This is a genomic window from Sphaerisporangium fuscum (assembly GCF_018531465.1).
GTDB lineage: Bacteria > Actinomycetota > Actinomycetes > Streptosporangiales > Streptosporangiaceae > Sphaerisporangium > Sphaerisporangium fuscum.
On sequence record NZ_JAHDTF010000022.1, the window covers coordinates 149610 to 174466 of the forward strand.

Annotated in this window: 19 protein-coding genes and 1 pseudogene; 8 read left to right on the plus strand and 12 right to left on the minus strand. The window is 71.6% G+C overall.

Going from position 1 to position 24857, the window contains the following annotated elements:
* Positions 1 to 76: 76 nt before the first annotated feature.
* The 6 genes from KIK05_RS27315 to KIK05_RS27340 form a co-directional block, all read right to left on the minus strand.
* On the minus strand, positions 77 to 769 hold the full coding sequence (locus KIK05_RS27315; RefSeq protein ID WP_214413710.1) for an endonuclease/exonuclease/phosphatase family protein: 693 nt from the start codon (positions 767 to 769) through the stop codon (positions 77 to 79).
* A 28-nt stretch (positions 770 to 797) separates the two neighbouring features.
* Positions 798 to 1742: an ROK family glucokinase gene (locus tag KIK05_RS27320; protein WP_214413711.1), complete on the minus strand. Its 945-nt coding sequence runs from the start codon at positions 1740 to 1742 to the stop codon at positions 798 to 800.
* A 35-nt stretch (positions 1743 to 1777) separates the two neighbouring features.
* Positions 1778 to 2353 (minus strand): DUF5304 domain-containing protein, encoded by a 576-nt coding sequence (locus tag KIK05_RS27325; RefSeq protein WP_214413712.1) that lies wholly within the window; start codon positions 2351 to 2353, stop codon positions 1778 to 1780.
* The gene (locus tag KIK05_RS27330; RefSeq protein ID WP_214413713.1) at positions 2353 to 3537 is read right to left on the minus strand and encodes an ArsA family ATPase; all 1185 of its coding nucleotides are present in this window, start codon (positions 3535 to 3537) and stop codon (positions 2353 to 2355) included. The genes KIK05_RS27325 and KIK05_RS27330 overlap by 1 nt, the downstream gene beginning before the upstream one ends.
* Positions 3534 to 3971, minus strand: a complete 438-nt coding sequence (locus tag KIK05_RS27335; protein WP_214413714.1) for an SRPBCC family protein — start codon at positions 3969 to 3971, stop codon at positions 3534 to 3536. Before KIK05_RS27335 ends, KIK05_RS27330 begins: the two co-directional genes overlap by 4 nt.
* Before the next feature lie 68 nt (positions 3972 to 4039).
* Positions 4040 to 4807: a metallophosphoesterase family protein gene (locus tag KIK05_RS27340; RefSeq protein WP_214413715.1), complete on the minus strand. Its 768-nt coding sequence runs from the start codon at positions 4805 to 4807 to the stop codon at positions 4040 to 4042.
* A 229-nt stretch (positions 4808 to 5036) separates the two neighbouring features.
* Here KIK05_RS27340 and KIK05_RS27345 point away from each other — a divergent pair, with 229 nt between their 5' ends.
* From KIK05_RS27345 to KIK05_RS27365, 5 genes are all read left to right on the plus strand, one after another.
* Positions 5037 to 6836 (plus strand): AMP-dependent synthetase/ligase, encoded by a 1800-nt coding sequence (locus KIK05_RS27345; protein WP_214413716.1) that lies wholly within the window; start codon positions 5037 to 5039, stop codon positions 6834 to 6836.
* Between the two features lie 329 nt (positions 6837 to 7165).
* Positions 7166 to 8470 carry an ABC transporter substrate-binding protein gene (locus KIK05_RS27350; protein WP_214413717.1) on the plus strand — a complete coding sequence of 435 codons (1305 nt, stop codon included), beginning with the start codon at positions 7166 to 7168 and terminating at the stop codon, positions 8468 to 8470.
* 55 nt (positions 8471 to 8525) lie between these two features.
* Positions 8526 to 9476 (plus strand): carbohydrate ABC transporter permease, encoded by a 951-nt coding sequence (locus tag KIK05_RS27355; protein ID WP_214413718.1) that lies wholly within the window; start codon positions 8526 to 8528, stop codon positions 9474 to 9476.
* On the plus strand, positions 9473 to 10303 hold the full coding sequence (locus KIK05_RS27360) for a carbohydrate ABC transporter permease (protein ID WP_214413719.1): 831 nt from the start codon (positions 9473 to 9475) through the stop codon (positions 10301 to 10303). The genes KIK05_RS27355 and KIK05_RS27360 overlap by 4 nt, the downstream gene beginning before the upstream one ends.
* 130 nt (positions 10304 to 10433) lie before the next feature.
* A complete protein-coding gene (locus tag KIK05_RS27365) occupies positions 10434 to 14675 on the plus strand; it encodes a HAMP domain-containing hybrid sensor histidine kinase/response regulator (RefSeq protein WP_308250140.1) in 4242 nt (1413 codons plus the stop codon).
* 319 nt (positions 14676 to 14994) lie between these two features.
* Here KIK05_RS27365 and KIK05_RS49050 read toward each other — a convergent pair whose 3' ends face one another.
* Entirely contained in the window at positions 14995 to 15573 is a 579-nt protein-coding gene (locus KIK05_RS49050; protein ID WP_214413721.1) for a TetR/AcrR family transcriptional regulator, read from the minus strand.
* Positions 15574 to 15678: 105 nt separating this feature from the next.
* On the opposite strand from KIK05_RS49050, the pseudogene KIK05_RS47230 reads away from it, so the two are divergent.
* Together KIK05_RS47230 and KIK05_RS27385 are read left to right on the plus strand one after the other, a co-directional pair.
* A pseudogene (locus KIK05_RS47230) lies at positions 15679 to 16781 on the plus strand (serine hydrolase domain-containing protein).
* 50 nt (positions 16782 to 16831) lie between these two features.
* The gene (locus tag KIK05_RS27385; protein ID WP_214413723.1) at positions 16832 to 18268 is read left to right on the plus strand and encodes a pyridoxal phosphate-dependent decarboxylase family protein; all 1437 of its coding nucleotides are present in this window, start codon (positions 16832 to 16834) and stop codon (positions 18266 to 18268) included.
* Positions 18269 to 18319: 51 nt separating this feature from the next.
* On the opposite strand, the gene KIK05_RS27390 is transcribed toward KIK05_RS27385, so the two are convergent.
* Genes KIK05_RS27390 through KIK05_RS27400 form a run of 3 tightly spaced genes read right to left on the minus strand, consistent with a single transcriptional unit; the run spans position 18320 to position 21341 of the window.
* Positions 18320 to 19159, minus strand: coding sequence for a carbohydrate ABC transporter permease (locus tag KIK05_RS27390; RefSeq protein WP_308250141.1), 840 nt, complete (start codon positions 19157 to 19159; stop codon positions 18320 to 18322).
* Positions 19156 to 20082, minus strand: a complete 927-nt coding sequence (locus tag KIK05_RS27395; RefSeq protein WP_214413724.1) for a carbohydrate ABC transporter permease — start codon at positions 20080 to 20082, stop codon at positions 19156 to 19158. The genes KIK05_RS27390 and KIK05_RS27395 overlap by 4 nt, the downstream gene beginning before the upstream one ends.
* Positions 20079 to 21341 (minus strand): extracellular solute-binding protein, encoded by a 1263-nt coding sequence (locus KIK05_RS27400; RefSeq protein ID WP_214413725.1) that lies wholly within the window; start codon positions 21339 to 21341, stop codon positions 20079 to 20081. Before KIK05_RS27400 ends, KIK05_RS27395 begins: the two co-directional genes overlap by 4 nt.
* Before the next feature lie 151 nt (positions 21342 to 21492).
* Between KIK05_RS27400 and KIK05_RS27405 the strand changes: the two genes are divergently transcribed.
* On the plus strand, positions 21493 to 22287 hold the full coding sequence (locus tag KIK05_RS27405; RefSeq protein ID WP_214413726.1) for an IclR family transcriptional regulator: 795 nt from the start codon (positions 21493 to 21495) through the stop codon (positions 22285 to 22287).
* A 73-nt stretch (positions 22288 to 22360) separates the two neighbouring features.
* Here KIK05_RS27405 and KIK05_RS27410 read toward each other — a convergent pair whose 3' ends face one another.
* Both KIK05_RS27410 and KIK05_RS27415 read right to left on the minus strand, forming a co-directional pair.
* Positions 22361 to 23524 carry a glycosyltransferase family 4 protein gene (locus tag KIK05_RS27410; protein WP_308250142.1) on the minus strand — a complete coding sequence of 388 codons (1164 nt, stop codon included), beginning with the start codon at positions 23522 to 23524 and terminating at the stop codon, positions 22361 to 22363.
* Positions 23521 to 24828 carry a M48 family metallopeptidase gene (locus tag KIK05_RS27415; protein ID WP_214413727.1) on the minus strand — a complete coding sequence of 436 codons (1308 nt, stop codon included), beginning with the start codon at positions 24826 to 24828 and terminating at the stop codon, positions 23521 to 23523. Before KIK05_RS27415 ends, KIK05_RS27410 begins: the two co-directional genes overlap by 4 nt.
* Between the last annotated feature and the right edge of the window lie 29 nt (positions 24829 to 24857).

Here is a 24857-nt window from a genome sequence, read left to right on the forward strand (position 1 = left end):
CGTACGTGTCCCGCCATCGGGTGCGTGGCAGGTCCCCCACTGTTGACCGAACGGTCACCTGACGGCCGGGCACCGCTCAGCTCGCGAGGAGCTCGGCCACGACGGGCAGGTGGTCGGTGGCCGCCCGCAGGTCGTCGGCGGCGGCGTCCACGCCGCCGCACGACCGGACCCCGAGGCCCGGCGAGGCGAAGATGACGTCCAGGCGCCGGTCCGGCCTTCGGGAGGTGAAGGTGAGGCCGCTCCCGCGCGGCGCGAGGCGGTAGCAGTCGGACAGGCGCCGGGCGAAGTGGTCCCAGGCCTCCCCGCCCGCCTGCTCGTTGACGTCGCCGGCCACCACGATGGGGGTGCCGAAGCGCCGGGCCACCTTCTCCACCAGGTTCATGATCTCCACGGCGTGGGCGAGCCGGGCGGCGGGCACCAGGTCGAGGTGCACGGAGGCGACGGTCATCCGCACCCCGCGGCACTCGACCACCGCGATCGCCACGCCGCGCCGTTCGAGCCCGCTGAAGTACCGCAGCAGGTGGCCCTCGGCGTGGACCAGGCGCACGTCGGGGGCGGCGAGCACCGCGACGCCGCCCCAGCGCCGCCCGCTGATCAGGCGGAGCCCGGCCCCGGCCGCGAGCTCGGCGCGTTTGCGCCGCCAGCCGAGCAGCCGCGGCGCCTCCTGGACGCACAGCACGTCGGGCGCCATGGCCCTGATGACCCGCGCCAGCGCGGCGTTGTCGTCGTACATCGAGCGCACGTTGTAGGTGCCGACGCGGATCATCATGGGTCGCCGGGGAGCTTCCGCCCGCCGGTCAGGGCTGCCGGGCGAGGTCGGCCGCGCCGACCAGCCCCGCCGAGGGGCCGAGCTCGGCCAGGCGGATCTCGGCGTGCGGACGGTGGGCGCGGCCGGTGAGCGAGCGGTCGAAGGCGTCGCGGGCCCGGTCGATCCACAGGTCGGCGGCACGGGACACGCCGCCGCCCAGCACGAAGCAGCCCGGGTCGAGCACCGCGGCCAGGTCGGCGAGCCCCTGCCCGATCCACGCGGCCATGGAGGCGAAGGCGGCCAGCGCGGCCTCGTCGCCCTCGCGGGCGGCCTTGGTGACGTGCTCGCCCTCGACGCCGGCGACGGAGCCGCCCGCCAGCTCCAGGATGCGGGCGCCGCGGCCGGGGTCCTGTTCGGCGATCAGGCGGGCCTCGTGGACCAGGGCGTTGCCGCTGGCGTACTGCTCCCAGCACCCGAGGTTGCCGCAGCCGCACAGGCGCCCCTCGGGGACGGCCTGCATGTGGCCCATCTCGGCGCCCATGCCCCAGCGGCCGCGGTACAGGGCTCCGCCGAACACCATGCCGCCGCCGATGCCGGTGCCGACCGTGATGCACACCAGGTGGCTCTCGCCGCGCCCGGCGCCGAAGCGGTATTCGCCCCAGGCCATGGCGTTGGCGTCGTTCTCGACCACGACGGGCAGGCCGACCCGCTCGGCGACCTTCTTCTGCAGCGGCTCCTCGCGCCAGGCGAGGTTCGGGGCGAAGCGGACGATCGAGCGGGTCTCGTCGACGAACCCCGCGGCGCCCAGCCCGACGGCCTCGACGTCGTGGCGGCCGGCCAGTTCGAGGACGGCCTCGGCGATCGCGTCCGCCACCTTGTCGGGGTGCTGGGCGGGAGTGGGCCGCAAAAGGTTCTCCACGATGCGGCCGTCCTCGTCGACGACCCCGGCGGCGATCTTCGTACCGCCGATGTCAACGCCGATCGTCAGCGCCATTTCTCATCCCTTCTCCCCGAGCAGCCGCCGGGCCCTCAGCCCAGGTCGATGTGGTGTACTCGGGTGTCCGTGTCGCCGGGGCGCCTCGGCGCGGCGGGCCTGGACACGGCGTCGACGGCCTGGCGGAACGCGGCGAGGAGCTCCCCGCCGGCCGCGATCAGGTGGTCGGTGACGTCGCCGCCGGCCTCACGCCGTGCCGCCTTCAACCGGCATACGGGGCAAGCACGACAAATGTACTCATCATCGTCATGCCCGGCCACCGCCTCACTCCACACGTCTCCGGCCGCGCGGTCGCCGCCGCCGAAGACCTGTCCCAGCCCGTGGCCGAGGCCGCTCACGCCGCCCTTGACGACGCCTTTGCCCAGCTCGCGGCCCACCCGCTCCTGCAGGCTGTCGAACAGCTTGCGGGCCTCCTGCGCCATCGCCCCGAGCGGGTCGTGCCCCTCGCCGGGCTCCCGGGACGGCCCGCCGCCGGACGCGCGCTCGTCGTCGCGCCGGTCGGACCGCTCACTCTCGGCACGCCGCTCGGCGTCACGCCGCCTGAACCACTCTTCGCGGTCGCTCGCGCGCCCGTTCTCGGACACGCCGCTGTTGTCACTCATCTCGGTCATCACGCCCCTCCTGCCTCGAACCGTACCCGGAGGCGGCCGTCGCGGAGCGCCGCGTCGCGAACGGATCGGCGGGCGAGCCCGGCCGGTAGCGTGATGACGCGGCGGTAGGACCCGGCGGTGACGATGAGGTCGTCGCCCTTGCGGCCCAGGTCGACCTCGCTCCGGTCGGCCAGGGGCAGGGCGAGGCTGAGCTCCTGCACGCCGCCCTCGGAGCGGACGGTCAGCGGCGGCTCTCCGGACGGCGGGGCGAAGGGGTCGGCGCCGTCGTACAGCTCCTCGCCGAGCGCGGCGAGCGCCTCCGGCCCGATGGGCTCGGCGGGCAGGTAGGGCACGGTGTGGACGGGCAGCGGCGCGAACGACTCCTGCACCGCGCCGAGGTGCCTGGCCTGGGCCTCCACCCAGCCGCGCCGCCATTCGTCGCAGCCCTCGGAAGGGAAGACGCGGTTGGCCACGACGGCGTCGACGCGGTAGCCGTACAGGCTGAGGGAGGTGAAGGTGCGGCGGGCCTCGGCGACCACGACGGCCTCGGGGGTCAGCACCAGCCGCACCGAGGCGTCGTCGCCGGTCAGAAGGTCGCGCACGCCCATCAGGCCGGTGTGCAGCCGCTCCCCCGCGCTGACGACCGCGTCGTCGGGCACGCTGATGCGGGCGACGTGCCGCACCACGGGCCCGATCGCCCGGATCAGCCGGCGCCCGGCGGGCAGCAGGCGGTTGACGTGCCAGTCGAGGGCCTCGGGCAGGGCGAGCAGGCGCAGCGTCTCGGCGGTCGGGGCGCAGTCGACGACCACGACGTCCCACCGGCCGGTGCGCGCCTGCTCGCGCAGCTCCAGCAGCGCGATGACCTCCTCGGCGCCCGGCAGCACCGTGAGCTCCTCGGAGGTCACGTCGTCGAGCCCGAGCTCGGCCAGCACCCCCCTGGCGTACCGCTGCAGGTCGCCCCAGTGGCGTTCGAGGGCGCGCTGGGTGTCGACCTGCTGGAGGTGCAGCCCGGGGGCCACCTCGGAGGGCTCCCGCGAGCCGGGCACGCCGAGGGCGTCGGCCAGGGAGTGGGCGGTGTCGGTGGAGACCACGAGCGTCTTGCGGCCCCGGCGGGCGGCGAGGGTGGCCGTCGCGGCGGCGACGGTCGTCTTGCCCACGCCCCCTTTGCCGGTGAACAGCAGGATCCTCGGGGCCGCCTCGCTCATCGGCCCTCGACTCGCTTCTTGAGCCCCTTGAGCGCGGTGTCGACGATGACCTTCTCGGCCTTGCGCTTGATCATGCCGATCATCGGCACCTTGAGGTCGACGGCCAGCTCGTAGGTCACCTCGGTGCCGCCGGTCCCGGGGACCAGCCGGTAGCTGCCGGTGAGCGCCGACAGCATCTTGCCGGGCTGGACCACCTGCCAGTCGACCTCCTCGTCGCCCTGCCAGCGGTAGCCGAGGACGTACTCGTCCCTGATCACCCCGGCGTCGAGGACGAACCGGACGGTGGCCGGACGGCCGTCGTCGCCCACGGTGAGGACCTCGGCGGCCTTCACCTGGTCGGCCCACTCGGGGTAGGCGGCGAAGTCGGCGATGACCTCCGTGATGGCCGCCGGATCGGCGCCGATCGTGATGCTGGACGTGGTGCGATCAGCCATGGGCTTACCGTACTCGTTCACCATGCCGTCGCGAACGCCCCAGGGGCCGATCTCGGCGGTGCGCCTGTTCACAGATCGAGCGCGAAGGGGCGGCCCCGGCCGCGGAAGTGGCCGACGTTGAGGCATTCGGTGCGGCCGATGCGGGTGCGGGCCGCCAGCGGCTGGTGCACGTGGCCGAACAGCGCGTACCTCGGCTGGGTCTTCCTGATCGCCTCCAGCGTGGCCTCGCTGCCCCTTTCGAACCGCCGCGCCACCACGTCGTACAGCAGCTCGGGGACGGCCGGCGGGATGTGGCAGCAGAGCACGTCGACGGCGCCGACCGCCTCGACCTTGCGGGCGAACTCCTCGTCGTCGATCTCGTTGGGCGTGCGGTAGCGGGTGCGCAGGCCGCCGCCGACGAACCCGAACGTCAGGCCGCCGATCTCGGCGATCTGGCCGTCGAGGACGTGGTGGCCGTCCCTGACGTAGTCGCCCCACAGCGCGGGCAGGTCGACGTTGCCGTAGGTGAGGTAGGCAGGGGTGGGCATGGCCGCGAAGATGCGGCGGTACTGGTCGCGTACGGTGCGCTCGATGTGCTCACGGGGGTCGCCGCCCAGGCTCGCCCACAGGGCGGCCGACATGGTGCGGGCCTCGTCGAAGCGGCCGGCGGTGCGCAGCCGGATGAACTCCGAGGCCCGCTCGGCGCCGAACAGCTCGGCGAAGATGCCCTGGGAGTGGTCGGCGTAGTCGACGAAAAGGATCAGATCGCCGAGGCAGACGAGCGCGTCGGCGCCCTCCCCGGCCCGGGAGAGGGCGTCCGCGCGCCCGTGGACGTCGCTGACGACATGGACCCGCATGACGGACATCGTAGTACCGGCCGGCAACCCGACCTAGCGCTTGGGTAAGCAGGGACGACACGCGCGGCGTCACCTCCGAGCGACGGCGCCCCGCCACTTGACACTGATAGCGTGGATTTGCCCTTGATAAAGGGTCGGTGACGTGTCTACCCATGCGTAACTTGACGCGGTAGCGTCCAGGCTGCCCCGACCGAAAACCGCCATGATGCGTGCGCCCAGAGGAGTGACCGTGCGCGAGTACAGCGTTCCCGTGCTGGTTGACGTGCCGGCATCCGCCAACTGTGCCGACACCGTTTTCACCCGCGGCGAGCAGGAGCCCGACGCCGTGATGATCAGCCGGAAGATCGGCGAGGTCTGGACCGACGTCACGGCGGCGCAGTTCCGTGACCAGGTCGCCGCGACGGCCAAGGGCCTGATCGAGGCGGGGATCGAGCCGGGCGACCGCGTCGCCCTCATGTCGCGCACCCGGTACGAGTGGACGGTCCTCGACTACGCCATCTGGGCGGCCGGCGGCGTGGGCGTGCCGATCTACGAGACCTCCTCCGCCGACCAGGTCGAGTGGATCCTCAGCGACAGCGGCGTCAAGGGCGTGATCGTCGAGAGCGCGGCACACGAGGAGACGGTGGCGCGGGCCCTCGCCGAGGCCGACGCCAAGCCGAAGGTCTGGTGCGTCGACTCCGGCGCGCTCGGCGAGCTCTCGGCGGCCGGCGCCGACATCCCCGAGGAGACCCTCAAGGAGCGCCGCCTCGACCGGGGCGGCCACGACCTGGCCACGATCATCTACACCTCCGGCACCACCGGACGCCCCAAGGGCTGCCGCCTCACCCACGACAACCTGCTGTTCACCGCGCGCAACGTCGCCAACGGGCCGCTGGAGGCGCTGTTCGAGGTCGAGGGGCGCGCCGCGCTGCTGTTCCTGCCGCTGGCGCACAGCTTCGCGCGGATCATCCAGATCGTCCTGATCGAGACCGGCACGGTGCTCGCCCACACCCCCAACATGAAGAACATCGCGCCCGACCTGCAGGCGTTCAAGCCGACCTTCCTGCTCGGCGTGCCCCGGGTGTTCGAGAAGGTCTACAACGCCGCCGAGCAGAAGGCCCTCGCCGGAGGCGGGCTCAAGGCCAAGATCTTCAAGCGGGCGGTCGAGGTCGCGGTCGAGTGGAGCCGCGAGGAGGGCAGCGGCGGCGCGGGGCTCGCGACCAACCTCAGGCGCGGGCTGTTCGACAAGCTGGTGTACGGCAAGCTGCGCGCCGCGACCGGCGGCCGGCTGAACGCGGCGGTGTCCGGCGGCTCCGCCCTCGGCGAGCGGCTCGGGCTGTTCTTCAAGGGAGCGGGCATCGAGGTCTTCGAGGGCTGGGGCCTGACCGAGACCTCCGCCCCCTCGACGGTCAACATCCCGGGCGCCAACAAGATCGGCACGGTCGGAAAGCCCTTCCCCGGCGTCTCGCTCCGGATCGCCGACGACGGCGAGATCCTCGTCAAGGGCCGGCACATCTTCGCGGGCTACTGGAACAACGAGAAGGCCACCGCCGAGGCCATCGACGCCGAGGGCTGGTTCCACACCGGCGACGTCGGCGAGCTCGACAAGGACGGCTACCTGCGCATCACCGGCCGCAAGAAGGAGCTCATCGTCACCGCCGCCGGCAAGAACGTCGCGCCGGGCCCCCTGGAGGACCGCATCCGGGCCAACCCGCTGGTCAGCCAGGCCCTGGTGATCGGCGACAACCGGCCCTTCGTCGCCGCCCTGGTCACGCTCGACGCCGACGCGCTCGAACAGTGGAAGACCGCCAACGGCAGGTCCGGCGCCTCGCTGGAAGAGCTGCGCACCGACCCGGCGATCGTCGCCGCCGTCCAGTCCGCGGTCGACGAGGCCAACACCCTGGTCTCCAAGGCCGAGCAGGTGAAGAAGTTCGTCATCCTGCCCACCGACTGGACCGAGGAGAGCAAGCACCTCACGCCGTCCATGAAGGTCAAGCGCGGCATGGTGCTCCGCGACTTCGCCAAGGAGATCGACGAGCTCTACGGCTGACCCGCGCCCCCGCCGCCGAGCGGACATCCGGCGACCGTACGGCCCCGCGCCGTCCGGTCGCCGTTTTCGTGTGCCCATATTTCTCCGCAAAGGTCGGATGACTGGCCCTTGCCCAGCCATCCGCGTATCACGTCACACTTCGATATCGGGGGTTGGGAAAAGTCCTTAACCATCTTGACCGGGCGCGCCCGCAGCATGTGAAGTGGTCCTACCACTTTCTGGCAAGACTCTTTACCGACCGGCGAGACACGGGCCCGGCCCCCCTCGAGGTCGGATGAATCGACCGTGGAGAGTCCGGTGTCACCGGCCGGTCGAGAAGGGTGGGCACAGTGAGAAGAAGCCTCGCGTTCGGTGCCGCGGCACTCGCCGTCCTCGCCGGGCTGAGCGCCTGTTCGAGCGACACCTCCGATGGAAGGTCGTCATCGTCCTCCGGCGCGTCCGGCGGCCAGAAGAAGGTGACGTTCCTCGTCTTCCCGACACCGAACCTGCCCCAGTCGTACTGGGCCGAACAGGTCAAGCGGGTCACCGACAAGAACCCGGACCTGGACGTCGAACTGGTGCCCGCGCCGTCGGCCGCCGACCGCAACGACTACGCCAAGCAGCTCGCCGCCTCCGGGCAGCTCCCCGACGTGCAGGTCGGCATGCAGGACCTGCTCGGCCTCGGCCCGCACCTGGCCACCTGGAGCCCCGAGGAGCTCAAGGACTTCCTCTGCCCGGCCTGCGGCGCCGTCAACGGCAAGGTGGTGCAGCTGCCGACCAACACCCAGACGATCCCGAACGTCTACTACAACAAGAAGCTGTTCGCCAAGGCCGGCATCGGCCGGCCGCCCACGACCTACCGGGAACTGCTGGACGACGCCGCCAAGCTCAAGGCCGGCGGCATCGCGCCGTTCGTGATCGGCGGCGCCGCCGACGGCGCGTTCGTCGCCTCCCAGGCCTGGACCGGCATCCTCGCCGGCGACCTGTACGCCAAGACGCCCGACTGGATGGCCAGGCGGCGCGCCGGGACCGTCAAGTTCACCGACCCCGACTTCGCCGCGGCCGCCCGGAAGTACGCCGGCCTCGTGGCCCAGGGATACATCGACAAGCGGCAGCTCTCCCAGGACTACCCCGCCACCCAGGCGGCGTTCCTCGCGGGCAAGGGCGCGATGTACCCGATGGGCAGCTGGTTCGCCGCCGGCGCCGACAAGTCCGGCATCAAGCAGGACATCGGGGTCTTCCCCTGGCCCAGCGACGACGGCGCCCTGCACCTGCCCACGTTCACCGGCGGCGGCCTGTCGGTCAGCGCCGAGGCCAAGGACATGGCGGCGGCCAAGAAGTTCGCGCTGGCCTTCCAGCTCGACAAGGACAACCTGGACGCCTCGGTGAAGGCCGACGCCCTCTTCCCCGCCGTCAAGGGCTACACCCCGCCCGCCGGCATGGGCCCGGTCTTCACCGCCACCTACGACCTGTGGCAGAAGGCCGTCCGGGAGAACGCGACCGTCCCGGCCTTCAGCTGGGAGGCGGGCGACGCCGCCCTGCTCCCCGGCATGCAGGGCAAGTTCTGGTCGTCCGCGCAGGACATCGTGTCGGGCAAGAAGACGGCCGACCAGGTGCTGTCCTTCCTCGACACCGAATGGGAGAAGTCGGGCTGAGTCCCGGCGCCGGCCGCGTCCCTCCGCAGGACCTACCAGACGAGGAGTTCGCCCCATGGTCGCGGACGTCACCGCACCACCGGACAGACGGCACGCCGCCCCGAGGCCGGGCCGGCGGCGGGCCGGGAGGGCCACCGGGCCGAGGCTCGGCCACTTCCTGACCTTCGCCGGCCCGGGAACCCTCATCTACCTCTGCTTCGTGCTGCTGCCCATCATCATGAGCTTCTGGTACAGCCTCACGAACCAGAGCCTGCTGCGCCCGGACCCCCGGTTCGTGGGCCTGCGCAACTACGGGCTGCTGCTGAAGGACGAGACCTTCCTGGAGTCGCTGAAGGTCACCACGATCCTCACGTTGATCGTGGTGATCGTGCCGAACGTCCTCGGCGTCGCCATCGCGGTGCTGCTGGACCGGCGCGGCTGGCTCTACAACGCGCTGCGCGGCGTCTTCTTCACGCCGATGGTGATCAGCTCGGTCGTGATCAGCGTCGTCTGGACCCGCATCCTGGCCGACGACGGCCCGGTGAACCACGTGCTGCGCGCCGCCGGTGTCTCCGACCCGCCCGGCTGGCTCTCGGATCCGCAGATCGCGCTCTACTCGCTCTCGTCGATCGTCTGCTGGCAGATGCTGGGGTTCTGCGTGGTGGTCTACCTGGCCGGCCTGCAGGGCGTCCCGCAGGACCTGGCCGAGGCCGCCGCCATCGACGGCGCGGGGCCGGCGCGCAGGTTCTGGAGCGTCACCTGGCCGATGCTCGCGCCGGCGCTCACCATCAACACGGTGATGCTGCTGATCTCGGCCTTCAAGATCTTCGACCACGTGAAGGTGATCACCAACGGCGGGCCGGGCACCGGGACGACGGCCACGGTCGCGTTCGTCATCCTGCAGGAGGGCTTCGTCGAGAACCACACCGGTTACGCCTCCGCCGAGGCGGTCGTGATGCTCGTCGTCATCGCCACCCTGGCCGTCGTCGCGCTCAAGGTGCTCCAGCGCCGGGAGGTCCAGCTTTGACCCGCCCCACCGTCCCCTGGCTGCGGCCGCTCGCCGCGCTGGCGATCAGCGCCGTGTTCTTCTTCCCCCTGTACGTCGCCCTGGTCAACGTCTTCCGGCCCAGCGGCGAGGTCGCGGGCGACGCCATCTCACCGCCGATCCCCCCGACCCTGGACAACCTGCGCAACGTGCTGACCAACCCCGACAGCCTCTTCTGGCCGAGCCTGTGGACGAGCGTCGTGGTCACGGCCCTGTCCATCGTCATCCTGACCCTGCTGTCGGCGATGCTCGGGCACTACCTCGCGCGGAGCGCCGCCTGGTGGTCGCGCGGCATCATGGTGCTGCTGCTGTGCGGGCTGATGATCCCGCCGCAGGTGATCCTCATCCCGGTTACCGAGGTGCTCAAGGGGCTGGGGCTGCTGTCGACGCTGCCGGGTCTGGTGCTGTTCAACATCGGCTACTACATCCCGTTCGGCGTGTTCGTCTTCAGCGGGTTCATGAAGGGCGTCCCCGTCGAGATCGAGGAGGCCGCCGCCATCGACGGCGCGAGCCGCTGGTCGATCTTCTGGCGGGTCGTCTTCCCGCTGCTGCGGCCGGCCAGCGCGAGCGTGCTGATCTTCCTCGGCGTGTGGATCTGGAACGACTTCATCGACCCGCTCGTCCTGTTCGGCCCCGGCCGCGGCACCACGATCATGACGGGGATCTACCGCTCGCTCGGCCAGTACTCCTCCGACCTCGGCGGCGTGTTCGCGCTGATGTTCCTGGCGACCCTGCCCATCCTGGTCTTCTACCTGGCGCTGCAGAGCCAGTTCGTCAAGGGCCTGACCGGAGGCGCCACCAAGGGCTGACCCGGTTCCGGGAGAACGGCACGCCACGGCGGCGCCTGTTCCCTTCGCGGTCACGCGGGCAGTGCCCCGGGTCTATACGATGGCTTGGCCAGCTGTTGGTCCGACCTCAAGGGTGGACATTGTGGAGAGCGTGAGCACCGCCAAGCGCAGGTCTTCCCGGGGGGCCGCCGACGGCCCGGAGGTCGACCTGCGGCAACTGCTCGCAGGTCTTACCGCCGTCCGTGACGGCGACTTCGGCACCCGCCTGCCCGAGGACGGCGACGGTCTCTACAAGGAGATCGCCACCGTCTTCAACGGCATGGTCGACCAGCTGTCGCTGTTCACCTCCGAGGTGACGCGCGTGGCGCGCGAGGTCGGCACCGAGGGCCAGCTCGGCGGCCAGGCCGAAGTGCCCGGTGTCTCCGGCACCTGGAAGGACCTCACCGACTCGGTGAACGCCATGGCGGGCAACCTCACCGACCAGGTCCGCAGCATCGCCCAGGTCACCACCGCGGTCGCCAAGGGCGACCTGTCGCAGAAGATCACCGTCTCCGCCCGCGGCGAGATCCTCGAGCTGAAGAACACCATCAACACGATGGTCGACCAGCTCTCCTCCTTCGCCGACGAGGTCACCCGGGTCGCCCGCGAGGTCGGCACCGAGGGCCGGCTCGGCGGCCAGGCACAGGTCACCGAGGTCGCCGGCACCTGGCGCGACCTGACCGACTCGGTGAACTACATGGCCGGCAACCTCACCGACCAGGTCCGCAACATCTCGCAGGTCGCGACGGCGGTGGCGCGGGGCGACCTGTCGCAGAAGATCACCGTCTCGGCGCGCGGCGAGATCCTCGAGCTGAAGAACACCCTGAACACGATGGTCGACCAGCTGTCGTCGTTCGCCGACGAGGTCACCCGCGTGGCCCGCGAGGTCGGCACCGAGGGGCGGCTGGGCGGCCAGGCCGACGTCAAGGGCGTCTCGGGCACCTGGAAGGCGCTCACCGAGTCGGTGAACGTCATGGCCGACAACCTCACCGCCCAGGTCCGCAGCATCGCCGAGGTCACCACCGCGGTCGCCAAGGGCGACCTGTCGCAGAAGATCCGCGTCGACGCCCGCGGCGAGATCCTGGAGCTGAAGGAGACCATCAACACGATGGTCGACCAGCTGTCGGCCTTCGCCGACGAGGTCACCCGCGTGGCCCGCGAGGTCGGCACCGAGGGCAACCTGGGCGGCCAGGCCACCGTCCGCGGCGTGTCCGGCACCTGGAAGGACCTCACCGACAACGTCAACGTCATGGCGTCCAACCTCACCAGCCAGGTGCGGTCGATCGCCCAGGTCGCCACGGCGGTCGCCAAGGGCGACCTGTCCCAGAAGATCACCGTCGAGGCCAAGGGCGAGGTCGCGGCGCTCGCGCAGACCATCAACACGATGGTCGACACCCTGAGCGCCTTCGCCGACGAGGTCACCCGCGTCGCCCGCGAGGTCGGCACCGAGGGCCAGCTCGGCGGCCAGGCCCGCGTGCCGAACGTCGCGGGCACCTGGAAGGACCTCACCGACAACGTCAACTCGATGGCGAACAACCTGACCAACCAGGTCCGCAACATCGCCCAGGTCACCACCGCGGTCGCCCAGGGCGACCTCACCAAGAAGATCGACGTCGACGCCCGCGGCGAGATCCTGGAGCTCAAGACCACCATCAACACGATGGTCGACCAGCTGTCGTCGTTCGCCGCCGAGGTCACCCGCGTCGCCCGCGAGGTGGGCAGCGAGGGCCGGCTGGGCGGCCAGGCCGAGGTCGAGGGCGTCTCCGGCACCTGGAAGCGGCTCACCGAGAACGTCAACGAGCTGGCGGGCAACCTCACCCGGCAGGTGCGCGCCATCGCCGAGGTGACCAGCGCCGTCACCTCCGGCGACCTCACCCGCTCGATCACCGTCGACGCCTCCGGCGAGGTGGCCGAGCTCAAGGACAACATCAACTCCATGGTGAAGTCGCTCAGGGAGACCACCCGGGCCAACGAGGAGCAGGACTGGCTCAAGACCAACCTCGCCCGCATCTCCGGGCTCATGCAGGGCCACCGCGACCTCGCCGTCGTCGCCGACCTCGTCATGAACGAGCTGGCGCCGCTGGTGTCCGCCCAGCACGGCACCTTCCTGCTGGCCGAGGCGACCGCCAGGGGCACCGAGCTCGGGGGGGTCGGCAGCTACGGCCACCAGGACCTGACCCGCCGGTACACCCTCGGCGACTCCCTGGTCGGCCAGGCCGCGCTCGCCAAGCGCACCATCCTGGTCGAGGACGTCCCCGCCGGCTACCTCACCATTTCCTCCAGCCTCGGGCAGGCCGGCCCGGTCAACATCATCCTGCTGCCGATCATCTTCGAGGACCAGGTGCTCGGCGTCATAGAGCTGGCGAGCCTCACCAGGTTCACCCAGGTGCACCGCGACTTCCTCGAGATGCTCGTGGAGACCATCGGCGTCAACGTCAACACCATCGTCGCCAACGCCCGCACCGACTCCCTGCTCGAGGAGTCGCAGCGCCTGGCCACCGAGCTGCAGGTCCGCCAGGAGGAGCTCCAGCGCTCCAACGCCGAGCTCGAGGAGAAGGCCGAGCTGCTCGCCCAGCAGAACCGCGACATCGAGACCAAGAACATCGAGATCGAGCAGGCCCGCCAGGAGCTCGAGGACCGCGCGCAGCAGCTCGCCCTCGCCTCCAAGTACAAGAGCGAGTTCCTGGCCAACATGAGCCACGAGCTGCGCACCCCGCTCAACTCACTGCTCATCCTGGCCCAGTTGCTCGCCCAGAACCCCGCGCGCAACCTCACCGCCAAGCAGGTCGAGTACGCCAACGTCATCCACTCGGCCGGCACCGACCTGCTCCAGCTCATCAACGACATCCTCGACCTGTCCAAGATCGAGGCCGGCAAGATGAGCCTGAGCCTGGAGCCCTTCCACATCCGCCAGCTCCTCGACTACGTCGAGGCGACGTTCCGGCCGATGACCACCGAGAAGGGCCTGCGGTTCGACGTCCGGGTCGACCCCGACGTCCCGACCCGGCTGCTCATGGACGAGCAGCGGCTGCGCCAGGTGCTGCGCAACCTGCTGTCCAACGCCGTGAAGTTCACCGAGTCGGGCTCGGTGGAGCTGCGCGTCGAGCACGTCCCCGAGATGGACCTGCCGAGCGGCCCCGCCCAGGAGGTCCTCGCCTTCCACGTCTCCGACACCGGCATCGGGATCGCCCAGGAGAACCTCTCGCAGATCTTCGACGCCTTTCAGCAGGCCGACGGCACCACCAGCCGCAAGTACGGCGGCACCGGCCTCGGCCTGTCGATCAGCCGTGAGATCGCCACGCTGTTCGACGGCGAGATCCGGGCGGTCAGCAAACTCGGCGAGGGCAGCACGTTCAGCCTCTACCTGCCGATGAACACCATGTCGGAGGAGACCGTCCAGCAGGGCCAGATCGCCGAGGCGCAGGAGCCCGCCCCCGAGGAGGCCTACGACGAGCCCGCCGAGGCGGCCGAGGCGGCGCTGACCAACCGCTACGGCCTGACGGCCGAAGACGGGCGCCGCCTGCTGGTGGTGGAGTCCCGGCCGAACGGCCTGCTGTCCCTGCTGGCGCAGAGCGTGGTGGCCGACCTGTCGGAGACCCACGGCCCGGTGCGGGTCACCACCGCGAGCGACCCCGACACCGCCATGGCCGCGCTGCACCGGCACGGCTACCACTGCATCGTGCTCGACCTCGGGATGCCCCAGGACGCCGCCGCCGAGTTCCTGCGCCGCCTCGACGACGACCCCGGGCTGCGCTCGCTGCCGGTGCTCGCCCACCACAGCCGCAAGCTGACCCGTCCCCAGGAGAACCTCCTGCAGGGCCGCTCGCGGACCCAGCCGCTGGAGCGCCTGCCCAGCCTCGACGAGCTGCGCGAGCGCATCACGCTCCACCTTTCGGCTCAGGGCCCGGACGACGTGCTGCCGCTGGTGCAGACGCCGCCGGAGGAGACGAGCGACGAGGTCGGGAAGGTCGACAGCGGCCTGCTCGGCCGCAAGGTGCTGGTCGTCGACGACGACGTCCGCAACGTTTTCGCGCTGACCAACATCCTGGAGCTGCACGGCATGCAGGTGCTCTACGCGGAGAACGGCCGCAAGGGCCTCGAGGTGCTGATGCGCAACGACGACGTCGACCTCGTGCTGATGGACATCATGATGCCCGAGATGGACGGCTACGCCGCGACCGCGGCGATCCGGGAGATGCCGCGCTTCGCCGGTCTGCCGATCATCGCGGTCACCGCGAAGGCCATGCACGGCGACCGCGAGAAGACCCTCACCGCGGGGGCCAGCGACTACGTCACCAAGCCGGTGGACGCCGAGGAGCTGATCGACCGCATGCAGCGCTGGCTGCGCCTGTAGGTTCCCGGGGCGGGCCGGGGAGGAGCCCGGCCCGCCGCACGTCAGGGCGTGGCCGATGGTGGCCGCGTCCTCGGTGGACAGGTGGCCGCCGTACCTGGTCGACCCGGCGGATGAGCGGTCAGGAGCCGCCGGTGGCCGGGAGCCCGCGCCCGGACGCCCGCTCGACGGCGATGCGGGTGAGCCAGACGAGGTTGTGGCGCATCGTCGCATTCGTGCTCGGTCGTCACACCGGCAGCGTAATGCGAAGATCGGAAGCGCATCGGCCGTGACCGCCACCCGCGCTCCCGGGAACGGCGTTCCGGACGGGCGGACCTCCTGCCTAGGCCGTGATGCCGTGCGTCAGCAGGTCGACGGTGGCGGTGACGAGGTCCTCGTCGAGGGGGCCGCCGGTGAGGAGGAGCCGCACGTGGAGGGGGCCGATCAGTGCCTCCATCGTCAGCGTGCGGTCGAGCCCGGGCCGCAGCTCGCCCCGTCGTGCCGCACGGTCCAGCACCTCCATGCCGGCCTCGAAGCGGTCGGCGCGGAAGCAGGCGCGCACGGCCTCGTACTCCGGCAGGTCCTGCCGCGCGGCGAGCTGGAGCAGCAGCCTGCCCAGCGGCGTCTGGACGAAGCCGGCGATGTCGCGTAACAGCGCCAGCAGATCGTCGCGCAGCACACCCGTGTCGCGGGCCGCGATCGACGCCTGGGTCGCGCCGACCACGGCCTCGACGGCCAGCGTCGCCGGGGAGTCCCAGCGGCGGTAGACGGTCGTCTCGTGCACGCCGGCCCGGCGCGCGACCTCGGCCACCGAGAGCCCGTCGACGCCACGCTCGAGAAGCACGTCGATCGTCGCCGCGAGCACCTGCGCGCGGACGCGTGCGCTTCTCCCTCCGGTGCGACGGGCGCGTGTCTCGACCACGAGGGCACCTTATCGCAAGGAATCCTGCGATAAGGTGCCGACTGCGAGCGCCTGACGCAGGATTCCTCGCCATGACAGCCGTCCCCGGAGAACGAGGAGACCGCGATGACCGGCCCGAGGCAGTGGGTGGAATGCGACCCCGCCGAGGTGGGCGTCGACGCGAGCGGCCTGGCCCAGGCCCTGCGCCTGGTCGAACGGCGGGGCGCGGCGGCACAGCTGTGCGTCCTCCGGGCCGGGAAGGTCGTCCTCGACCGGGCGTTCGGCTGCGGCCCGCGCTCTCTCTTCTGGACCTTCTCGGCGGGCAAGCCGTACACGGCCGTCCTCGTGCACCTTCTGGCCGAGCAGGGGCACCTGAGCCTCGACGCGCCCGTCGCCCGGTACTGGCCGGAGTTCGCCCGCAACGGCAAGGAGCGCATCACGGTACGGCAGGTGCTGCAGCACCGCACGGGCCTGCCCACCGCCGGGAGCGCCCTCGGCGACACCCTTGCCATGACCGACTGGTCCCGATCGGTACGCCGCATCCGCGACGCCCGCCCCCGCTGGCCGGCCGGGGCGGTGCCCGCCTACCAGTTCGTCATCTTCGGGTTCATCCTGGGAGAGATCATCAAGCGTGTCACCGACATGCAGATATCGGTGCTGCTGCGATTCGAGATCCTCGACCCGCTCGGCGTGCACGACACTCACCTGGGGCTCCCGGACGACCTGTGGCCGCGCCACGTCCCGATGCGCGCCGCCGGGCCCGCCGGGACGCTCGTGCGGGCCGTCTCCTGAACCGCCCCGCCACCCGCCGCGCCGTCGTCCCGGCCGCCGGGCTCTCCACCACCGCCCGCGACATGGCCACCTTCTACCTGATGCTCCTGAGGGGCGGCTCGCTCGACGGCTCCCGCGTGCTGTCCCCCTCGACCGTCGACATCGCGCGCACGCCCTCCAGCGACGGTGAGCTCGACCGGTACGCCAGGGCGCCGATCCGCTGGTCGCAGGGCTTCCAGCTCGGCGGCCCCCGTCACCTCCCGGGCGCGGTCAGCCCCATGGGAGCCCTCAGCAGCCCCCGGGCCTTCGGCCACAACGGCAGCAACTGCTGCATCGCCTGGGCCGACCCCGACCGTGACCTGGTCTTCGCCTACCTCACCGGCCGCCTCACCAGCAGGGCCGAGGACGGCCGCCACCTCGCGGCCGTGGCCGACACGATCCTCACCGCCTGCCACTGACACCGGGCCGAGGGGTGGCGGGAGGGGCATCCCAAATGTTCTATTTAGGGATGAGCGATCCTCTGAACGAACGTGACCGGGCCGCCGACGCGCTGGAGATGGTGGCCGGTGCCGCCCGGGCGTACCTCGACTCGCTGGCCACCCGGCCCGTGCACGATCACGCGGCCGACGGGCTGCTCGACCTGCTCGACGGTGAGCTCTCCGAGCGGGGTGAGGGCACCCTGGACAGCGTCGAGCGGCTGCTGCGCGTGGGAACGGGAGCGGCGACGCATTCCTCCGGACCGCGCTTCTTCCACTTCATCGTCGGCGGGTCGACCCCGGCCGCCCAGGCGGGCGACTGGGTGACCTCGCTGCTGGACCAGGCGTCGGGCCTGTGGCTGACCTCGCCGCTGGCGAGCCGGGCCGAAACGGTCGTGCTGCGGTGGTTGAAGGACCTGTTCGGGCTGCCGGCGTCGTACGGCGGCGTGCTGACCCCGAGCGCGACCTTCGCCAACCTGACCGGCCTGGCCTGCGCCCGGCAGTGGTGGGGCGAGCGGCACGGCGCCGACGTCACCGCCGACGGGCTGGCGGGGCTGCCGCGGATGCCCGTGCTGGCCGGCGGCTACATCCACCCGAGCAGCCGCAAGGCGCTGCAGTTGCTCGGCTGCGGCCGTGACAGCGTACGGGTGCTGACCCGGGACGACGCCGGGCGGGCCGACGTGGCGGCCATGGACCGGGCCCTCGCCGAGATCGGCGGCCCGGCGGTGATCGTCGCCAACGCGGGCGAGGTGAACAGCGGCGACTTCGACCCGATCGGCGAGCTGGCGGAGCTGGCCGAGCGGCACGGCGCGTGGCTGCACGTGGACGGGGCGTTCGGGCTGTTCGCGGCCGCCTCGCCCCGCCTGTCGCACCTGGTGGCGGGAGTGGAGCGGGCGCATTCGGTGACCGCCGACGGGCACAAGTGGCTGAACGTCCCCTACGAGAGCGGTTTCGCGTTCGTCCGGGACCCCGCGCTGCTCGGCCGGGCGTTCGGCGCCTGGGGCGCGCCGTACCTGCCCGCGGCGGACGACGAGCACATCAACTACAACTGCCTGGGCCCGGAGTCCTCCCGGCGGGCCAGGGCCCTGCCCATCTGGGCCACCTTGCGGGCCTACGGCAGGCAGGGCTACCGGGAGATGGTCGAACGCCACCACGACCTGGCCCTGCGGCTCGGCGCGGCCGTCGAGGAGGCGCCCGACCTGGAACTGCTGGCCCCGGTACGGCTGTGCGTGGTCTGCTTCCGCTACCGCCCGCCGGGCGTGCCGGAGGAGCGGCTGGACGAGCTGAACAGGTGGATCGGCGAACGGCTGGTCGCCGACGGCCGGGTCTACGCCGGGACCACCACCTACCGGGGCATGACCGCTCTGCGGCCCGCCATCGTGAACTGGCGCACCACCGAGACCGACATCGATCTCCTGCTCCAGGTCATCCGCGAGATCGCGGCCGAGACCCTGACCCGGCACCGGTGACCTGGGCCGCGATCTCCCTCCTCCTCAGACCACCGCCGCGCCCCTCGCGCGTCAGTCCTTGACCGCGCCGCCGAGGCCTGCCACCAGCCGGCGCTGGACGAGCACGAAGAAGATCAGGACCGGCACGGTCATGAGGGTCGAGGCGGCCATGATGCCGCCCCAGTCGTTCTCGTCGGGTTTGAAGAACACCAGCAGGGCCGCCGGCAGGGTCTGCTGGTCCTTGGCCGAGATGATGAACGTCTTGGCGAAGATGAAGTCGTTCCAGGCGGCGATGAAGGAGAAGATGCCGGTCGCGACCAGGCCGGGGGCGACCAGGGGGAACAGGATCCGCCACAGGACCACCGAGCGGCTCGCGCCGTCGATGGTCGCGGCCTCCTCCAGGGCCTCCGGCACCGCCGCCACGAACCCGCGCATCATCCAGATCCCGAACGGCAGCGAGAAGGCCAGGTGCACCATGACCAGGGAGCCCAGCGTGTTGAGCCCCACGGCCGGGACGGCCCCCCCGATGTCGCGGACCAGGAAGAACAGCGGGATCGTCAGCGCCTCCACCGGCACCATCTGCGCCACCAGGAACATGATCAGCACGGTGGTGCGGAAGCGGAACCGGAACCGCGTGACCGCCACGGCGGCGAGGAAGGCCACCACCCCCGACAGCACGACGACCGTGAGGGCGACGCCGAGGCTGTTCAGGAAGTACCGGCCGAAGTTCTCGCCGCCGAGCACCCGCTGGAAGTTCTCCAGCGTCGGCGCCGTCGTCCACGGGCGGACGTGCAGCGACTGGATCTCGCCCTTCGGCTTCAGCGCCGACAGGACCATCCAGTAGATCGGGAAGAGCGTGACGATCGCCGCCGCGACGGCGACGACGTTGGCCACGAGGCGAGATCTGCTCACAGCTTCTCTCCGCTGCGGTAGAGGGCGCGGATGTAGAACAGGGTGACCACGAGCAGGATCAGCGTCATCACCACGCCGATGGCCGAGCCCAGGCCGTACTCCGAGGAGCCGAAGGCGGTCTGGTAGGCGTAGACGTTGAGCACGGTGTTCTGGCCCGCGATGCCGCCGCCGCTGGTCATCACGTAGATCTGGGTGAAGATCTTGAAGTCCCAGATGACCGACTGGATGACGACGATCGTGATCAGCGGCCGCAGTATCGGCACCATGACCTTCCAGAACGTCTGCCAGGCGCCGGCCCCGTCGAGCGCCGCCGCCTCCAGCACCGACCCCGGGATGGCCTGGATGCCCGCGTACAGCGTCACCATCACGAACGGGAAGGAGTGCCAGACCACCGTGGCCCCGACGATCCCGAACGCCATCCACTTGTCGTAGAACCAGTTGTATCCCTCGATGCCGAGCACCTGGTTGACCAGGCCCAGATCGGCGTCGAACAGGAACATCCAGACGGTCGACCCGGTGACGGCCGGGGCCGCCCAGGCGGCCATGGCGGCCAGCGACAGCAGCAGGCGGGGCACCCGGCCGGCCCGGGCCAGGACGACGGCGAGGGCCGCGCCGACCGCCAGCGTGGCGACCACCAGCGCGGCGGCGAACAGCACGGTCTGCCCGAGCACCTGCCAGAACCGCCCGTCGGAGACGAGCCTCGCGTAGTTCTCCAGGCCGATGAAGCGCGTCGGCTGCCCGCCGCTGACCTGGGCCTGGCGGTAGTCGAAGACCGACAGCAACCCGAGCATGTAGATCGGGTAGCCGAGCAGCGGCACGAGCACGGCCGCGGCCGGCAGCAGGTACAGCCAGGGGCGCAGACCTCGTGTGGAGGCCCCGGGCGCCCTCACTCGCAGCGCCCGGGGTGCCGTGGTCGTCGTCATGACCCGCCGAAAGCCGCCTTCACCGCGGCCGCGGCCTCGTCGGTGGCCTGTTCCACCGTCGACTGCTTGGTGGCGATCTTCTGCAGCATGGTCGGGATGACCTTCTGGTTGTCGATCTTCACCCAGGCGGGGTCGATCGGCACGAAGCGGGTGCCGGCGCCGACGGTGTCGAGGAACGGCTTGAGGAAGGGCTCCTTGGCCGCCAGTTCGTCACGCGCCGAGGTGAGGGTGGGCAGGTTGCCCATCGCCTCGTACATCTTGATCTGGTACGCCTTGCCGCCCAGCAGCTCCAGGAACTTCACCGCCAGCGACCTGTGCGCGGCGTTCTTCATGACGCCGAGGTTGTTGCCGCCGGAGAAGGCCGGGGCGATCGAGCCGGGCTTGGCGCCGGGCAGCGGCACGACGCCGTACTTGCCCGCGGCCGCGCCGGCGTCCACCGCCGACCGGCTGAAGTTGCCGAGGATGCCCATGGCGGCCTTGCCGCCGGCGAACAGGTCGACGGTCTTGCCGCCGGTGAGGCTCGCGCAGGCCTGCGGCGGGCAGATGTCGTCGCTGAGCAGGTCGGTGTAGGCCTGTACGCCCTTGCGCGCCTCGGCGCTGTTGAGGCTCTGGATGTCGCCGCCGGCGTCCCAGACGAAGGGCAGCGCGCCGAAGGTGTACTCGCCGCCGACCGCGATGCCGTACAGGTCGGGCTTCTTCTTGTGGATCTCGCGGGCGGCCGAGGTCAGATCCTTGATCGTCGCCGGGGGCTTCAGGCCGAGCTCGGAGAAGACGTCGGTGCGGTAGTACAGGGCACGGATGCCGATGTACCACGGGAGGCCGTAGACCTTGCCGTCGACGGTGGCGGACTTCAGCAGGTCGGCGCTGACGTCCTTTCCTTCCGGCCAGGCCTGCAGGTCCGCGGTCAGATCGGCGAAGCCGCCGGCGGCGGCGTACTCGGCGAGGTCGGTGTTGCCGTACTCCGCCACGTCGGGGGCGCTCCCCGGATCGTTGAACGCGCCCTTGAACTTCTCGTGCCGCTCGGGTGTGGTCGGGATATAGGTGACCTCCACCTTCACGCCCGCGTTGGCGGCGCTGAACTCCTTGATCGCCTCGCCCACGACCTTCTCCTTGGGCGCGCGGTTGGGCTCGTCGAACAGCCACACCCGCAGCGTCCCGGACTTGTCGTCGCCGCCGCTCGCCGACGGAGCGGTGGAAGGGGCGCACGCGGCGAGGGCCAGCAGGGCCACTCCCGCCGCCGCCAAGTTAAGGATCTTCACAGTTGCTCCTCCTTGGCGGCAGACCATAGGAACGGCCCGGCGAGCGCGGGAAGAGGAAGCCCGATTTGTTGTGCAATGCGGAATCTTGTGGTGCAGAATGGCACCGCACCCCCACGTTGCCCTACTTTGTCCAGCGTGTTCGATCACCCCGATGACGGATGAGGCGCCCGTGACCGAGGGACGCAACCAGTCGACCTCGCTGCGCCGCGCCCTGGCCGTGCTGGAGCACGTACGCGACCACGCCGGCGCCTCCCAGGGCCTCTCGCTGACCCGCCTGGCCGACGTACTGGAGGTCTCCAAGAGCACCGTGCTGCGGCTGACGGCCCCCCTCATCGAGGCCAAGCTGCTGGAACGGGACCGCCGCACCGGCGCCTACCGCCTCGGGCACGGCTCGCTCCTGCTCGGCCAGGCCTACCTCGCCACGCTCGACCTGCGCACGGTCGCCGCCGAGGAGTCGCACCGGCTGATGACCGAGGTACGGGAGACGGTCCACCTCGTGGTGTACGACGCGCCGGACGTGGTCTACATCGACAAGGTGGAGAACGAGACGAACGTGCGCATGGCCTCGCGCGTCGGCAGCCGCGCCCCGGCCTACCGCACGGCCGTCGGCAAGGCCATCCTCGCCTGGCAGCCGGAGGCGGACGTCGAGCAGGTCGTGGCGGCGGGCATGCCGTTCGTCACCCGGTTCACGATCACCGACGGCACGCGCCTGCGGGCCGAGCTGCACCGCATCCGGCAGCGGGGGTACGCCGTGGACGACCGCGAGAACGAACCCGAGGTGCGCTGCGTCGCCGCCCCGATCTTCAACCACGCGGACGCGGTGATCGCCGCGATCTCCGTCTCGGGCCTGACCTCCCGCATCACGGCCGCCCGCGTGCGCGACCTCGGCCCTCTGGTCGCCGAGACGGCCGCCCGCATCTCCAGAAAACTCGGCTCCACACGCTAGGCCCCGCACTGTTCCCCGGTGCGCTTCTCCCCGGCGCCGTCGTGCGGCGGGCGACCCGGGGACCGCTCGGGGGTCAGCCGGATCCGGTGGCGGGCGGGGGCAGGAGGTCCGCGAACCGGGCGGCGACCAGGTCCCAGTGCCACTCCCGCTCGATCCAGGCCCGCCCCCGCCGTCCCATCTCGCGGGCGCGGTCCGGGTCCTCGAGCAGGGCCGTCAGCGCCGAGGCGACCTCGCCCGGCTCGGCGCCGTCGACGAGGAGGCCGGTCTCGCCGTGCCGCACCGCGTCGGGCGCCCCGCCGGAGTCGCCCGCGACGACCGGCAGCCCGGTCGCCGAGGCCTCCAGGTACACGATGCCGAGCCCCTCCACGTCGAGCCCCGCCAGGCGCGTGCGGCACGGCATGGCGAACACGTCCCCGGCGTCGTAGTAGGCGGGCAGGCTGCCCCACGGCACCGACCCCGTGACGATCACCGAGTCGCCGAGCCCTCGCGCCGCGACGGCCCGCTCCAGCGCCCTTCGCGAGGGGCCGCCGCCCACCAGGAGCAGCACGGCGTCCGGTACGGCGCGCAGCACGGCGGGCCAGCAGCGGACCAGCGTGTCCTGTCCCTTGCGCGGGACGAGCCTGGAGACGCACACCACGACGGGCCGGTCGCCGACGCCGAGCGACGCGCGCACCTTCGCGCCGCCCGCCCCCGGCCGGAACACCTCAGTGTCCACGCCCGGCGCCAGCCGTACCAGTTTGGACGCCGGAACCGCCCGCGCGAGCCGTTCACGCGTGTAGTCGCCCAGGTAGGTGACGGTGTCGGCGTGCGCGCCGATCCTCGCCAGGAGCGGGCGCGCCGGCGGCACCCCGCACCAGGCGGCCTCGTGGCCGTGGGTCAGCATGACCACCCGGCGCGCGCCCGCGTGCCGCATCGCCGGGGCGAGCAGGCCGAGCGGCGCGGCGGCGCCGAACACCACCGCCTCGCACTTCTCCTCGCGCACCAGCGCGGCCGCCCGCCGGGCGACGCCGGGGACGGGGAGCATCAGCGAGGTCGGGTGCCGCACCACCCGATACGGCTGCCGCGCGTCGAACTCCTCGCAGCCGCGCCAGTGCGGGGCGTACACGATCACCGAGGACGGCGGGCGGCGCGCGGCGAGCCCGTGCACGAACGCCTGGATCCCGCCGGGTCTCGGCGGGAAGTCGTTCGTCACGATCAGCGTCTTCGCGTGCCCGTCGCCGCTCCGCGCCGTCGTCACGGCGAGGGCAGCCCGTTCGCACGGGCCCAGGACCGCGCCAGGGACAGACGCTGCGGGGTCGTCGGGTGGGAGGCGTACATGAAGTAGTCGAAGGCGCTCGGGGACGGGTCGGAGATGTTGGTGACCGCCAGGCGCTTCTGCATCGCCACGAACGTCACGGGGTCGCGGGTCAGGTCGAGCGCGTGCACGTCGGCCCGCGCCTCGATCTGGCGGCTGACGACGTTCTGCGCGGGCCCGGAGAGCACCGTGGCGAGGCTCATCAGGCCCAGCAGGAGGCCGACGGCCCGCGGGTCGCCCACCGCGGGGACGCCGGTGCGGCGGCGGAGCGGTGGCCAGGAGACCACGAGGAAGAGCAGGCAGGCGCCCGCGGCGGCGCCGAGCGCCCCGACCAGCGTGCCGTAGAGGACGTCGCCGTTCTTGGCGTGCCCGAGCTCGTGGGCGACGACCAGCTCGACCTCGTTCTCTGGGGCCTTGAGCAGCGTGTCGTACATCACGATGCGGCGGGTCGCCCCGAAACCGGACACGTAGGCGTTGAGCGCGGTGGTCCTGCGGGAGGCGTCGGCGACCAGGACGTCCTCGACCGGCACGCCGTCGCGGCTCGCCATGGCGATCAGCTCGGCGCGCAGCCGCCCCTCGGGGAGCGGGGTGAACTTGTTGAACAGGGGCTCGACCACGACCGGGTAGACGAACGAGGCCACGACGGTGAGCACGAAGGCCCCGGCCGCCGCCGGGATCCACCAGGTGCGCGGGGCGCGGCGGGCCAGCCACACGACGGCGAGCACCATGATGGCCGTGATGACGGTCTGGACGCCGAAGCTCTTGAGCCGGTCGGCCGACCAGCCGGCCCAGTCCTGCGTGGAGAGCCCGTAGGCCCGCATCCGGGTCTCGTACCACATGCCCAGCGGCCATTTCAGCAGCAGGCTGACGGCCGAGATCGCCAGCACGGCGAGCAGGGTGCGGGCCCACCACGGCCCTTTCAGGCGGGCCGCGGCGCGGGCTCCGAACGGCGTCAGCACCAGCGCGCCCGCGAACGCCAGCGACACCGCCAGCGACAGGTACGCCGGCACGCTCACGGCGGTGTCGAACGCCTCGGCTCGGGCGATCTGCGCGGCGGTGAAGTCGCGGGCGGGGTCGGAGGTGACGGGCGGGGCGCCCTCGGGCAGGGGGTGCCACGGCGTGGTCACCGCGACGACCGCCGCCAGGGCGACGCCCAGCACGACGAGCGCGATGCCCGCCGCGCGCGCTCCCGCGCCGGCGCGCTCCCCGCGCCCGGCCTCTCCGGCCACTCCGGTCACATCGCCCATCGTCTCAACCGTCTCCCGGCCACGTCGTC

Coding starts and splice junctions, on each gene's coding strand:
- KIK05_RS27385 (WP_214413723.1), top strand. CDS start 16,832: ATGAGCGATCCTCTGAACGAACGTGACCGGGCCGCCGACGCGCTGGAG.
- KIK05_RS27315 (WP_214413710.1), bottom strand. CDS start 769: ATGATGATCCGCGTCGGCACCTACAACGTGCGCTCGATGTACGACGAC.
- KIK05_RS27335 (WP_214413714.1), bottom strand. CDS start 3,971: ATGGCTGATCGCACCACGTCCAGCATCACGATCGGCGCCGATCCGGCG.
- KIK05_RS27395 (WP_214413724.1), bottom strand. CDS start 20,082: ATGACGACGACCACGGCACCCCGGGCGCTGCGAGTGAGGGCGCCCGGG.
- KIK05_RS27340 (WP_214413715.1), bottom strand. CDS start 4,807: ATGCGGGTCCATGTCGTCAGCGACGTCCACGGGCGCGCGGACGCCCTC.
- KIK05_RS27355 (WP_214413718.1), top strand. CDS start 8,526: ATGGTCGCGGACGTCACCGCACCACCGGACAGACGGCACGCCGCCCCG.
- KIK05_RS27405 (WP_214413726.1), top strand. CDS start 21,493: ATGACGGATGAGGCGCCCGTGACCGAGGGACGCAACCAGTCGACCTCG.
- KIK05_RS27320 (WP_214413711.1), bottom strand. CDS start 1,742: ATGGCGCTGACGATCGGCGTTGACATCGGCGGTACGAAGATCGCCGCC.
- KIK05_RS27325 (WP_214413712.1), bottom strand. CDS start 2,353: ATGACCGAGATGAGTGACAACAGCGGCGTGTCCGAGAACGGGCGCGCG.
- KIK05_RS27415 (WP_214413727.1), bottom strand. CDS start 24,828: ATGGGCGATGTGACCGGAGTGGCCGGAGAGGCCGGGCGCGGGGAGCGC.
- KIK05_RS27330 (WP_214413713.1), bottom strand. CDS start 3,537: ATGAGCGAGGCGGCCCCGAGGATCCTGCTGTTCACCGGCAAAGGGGGC.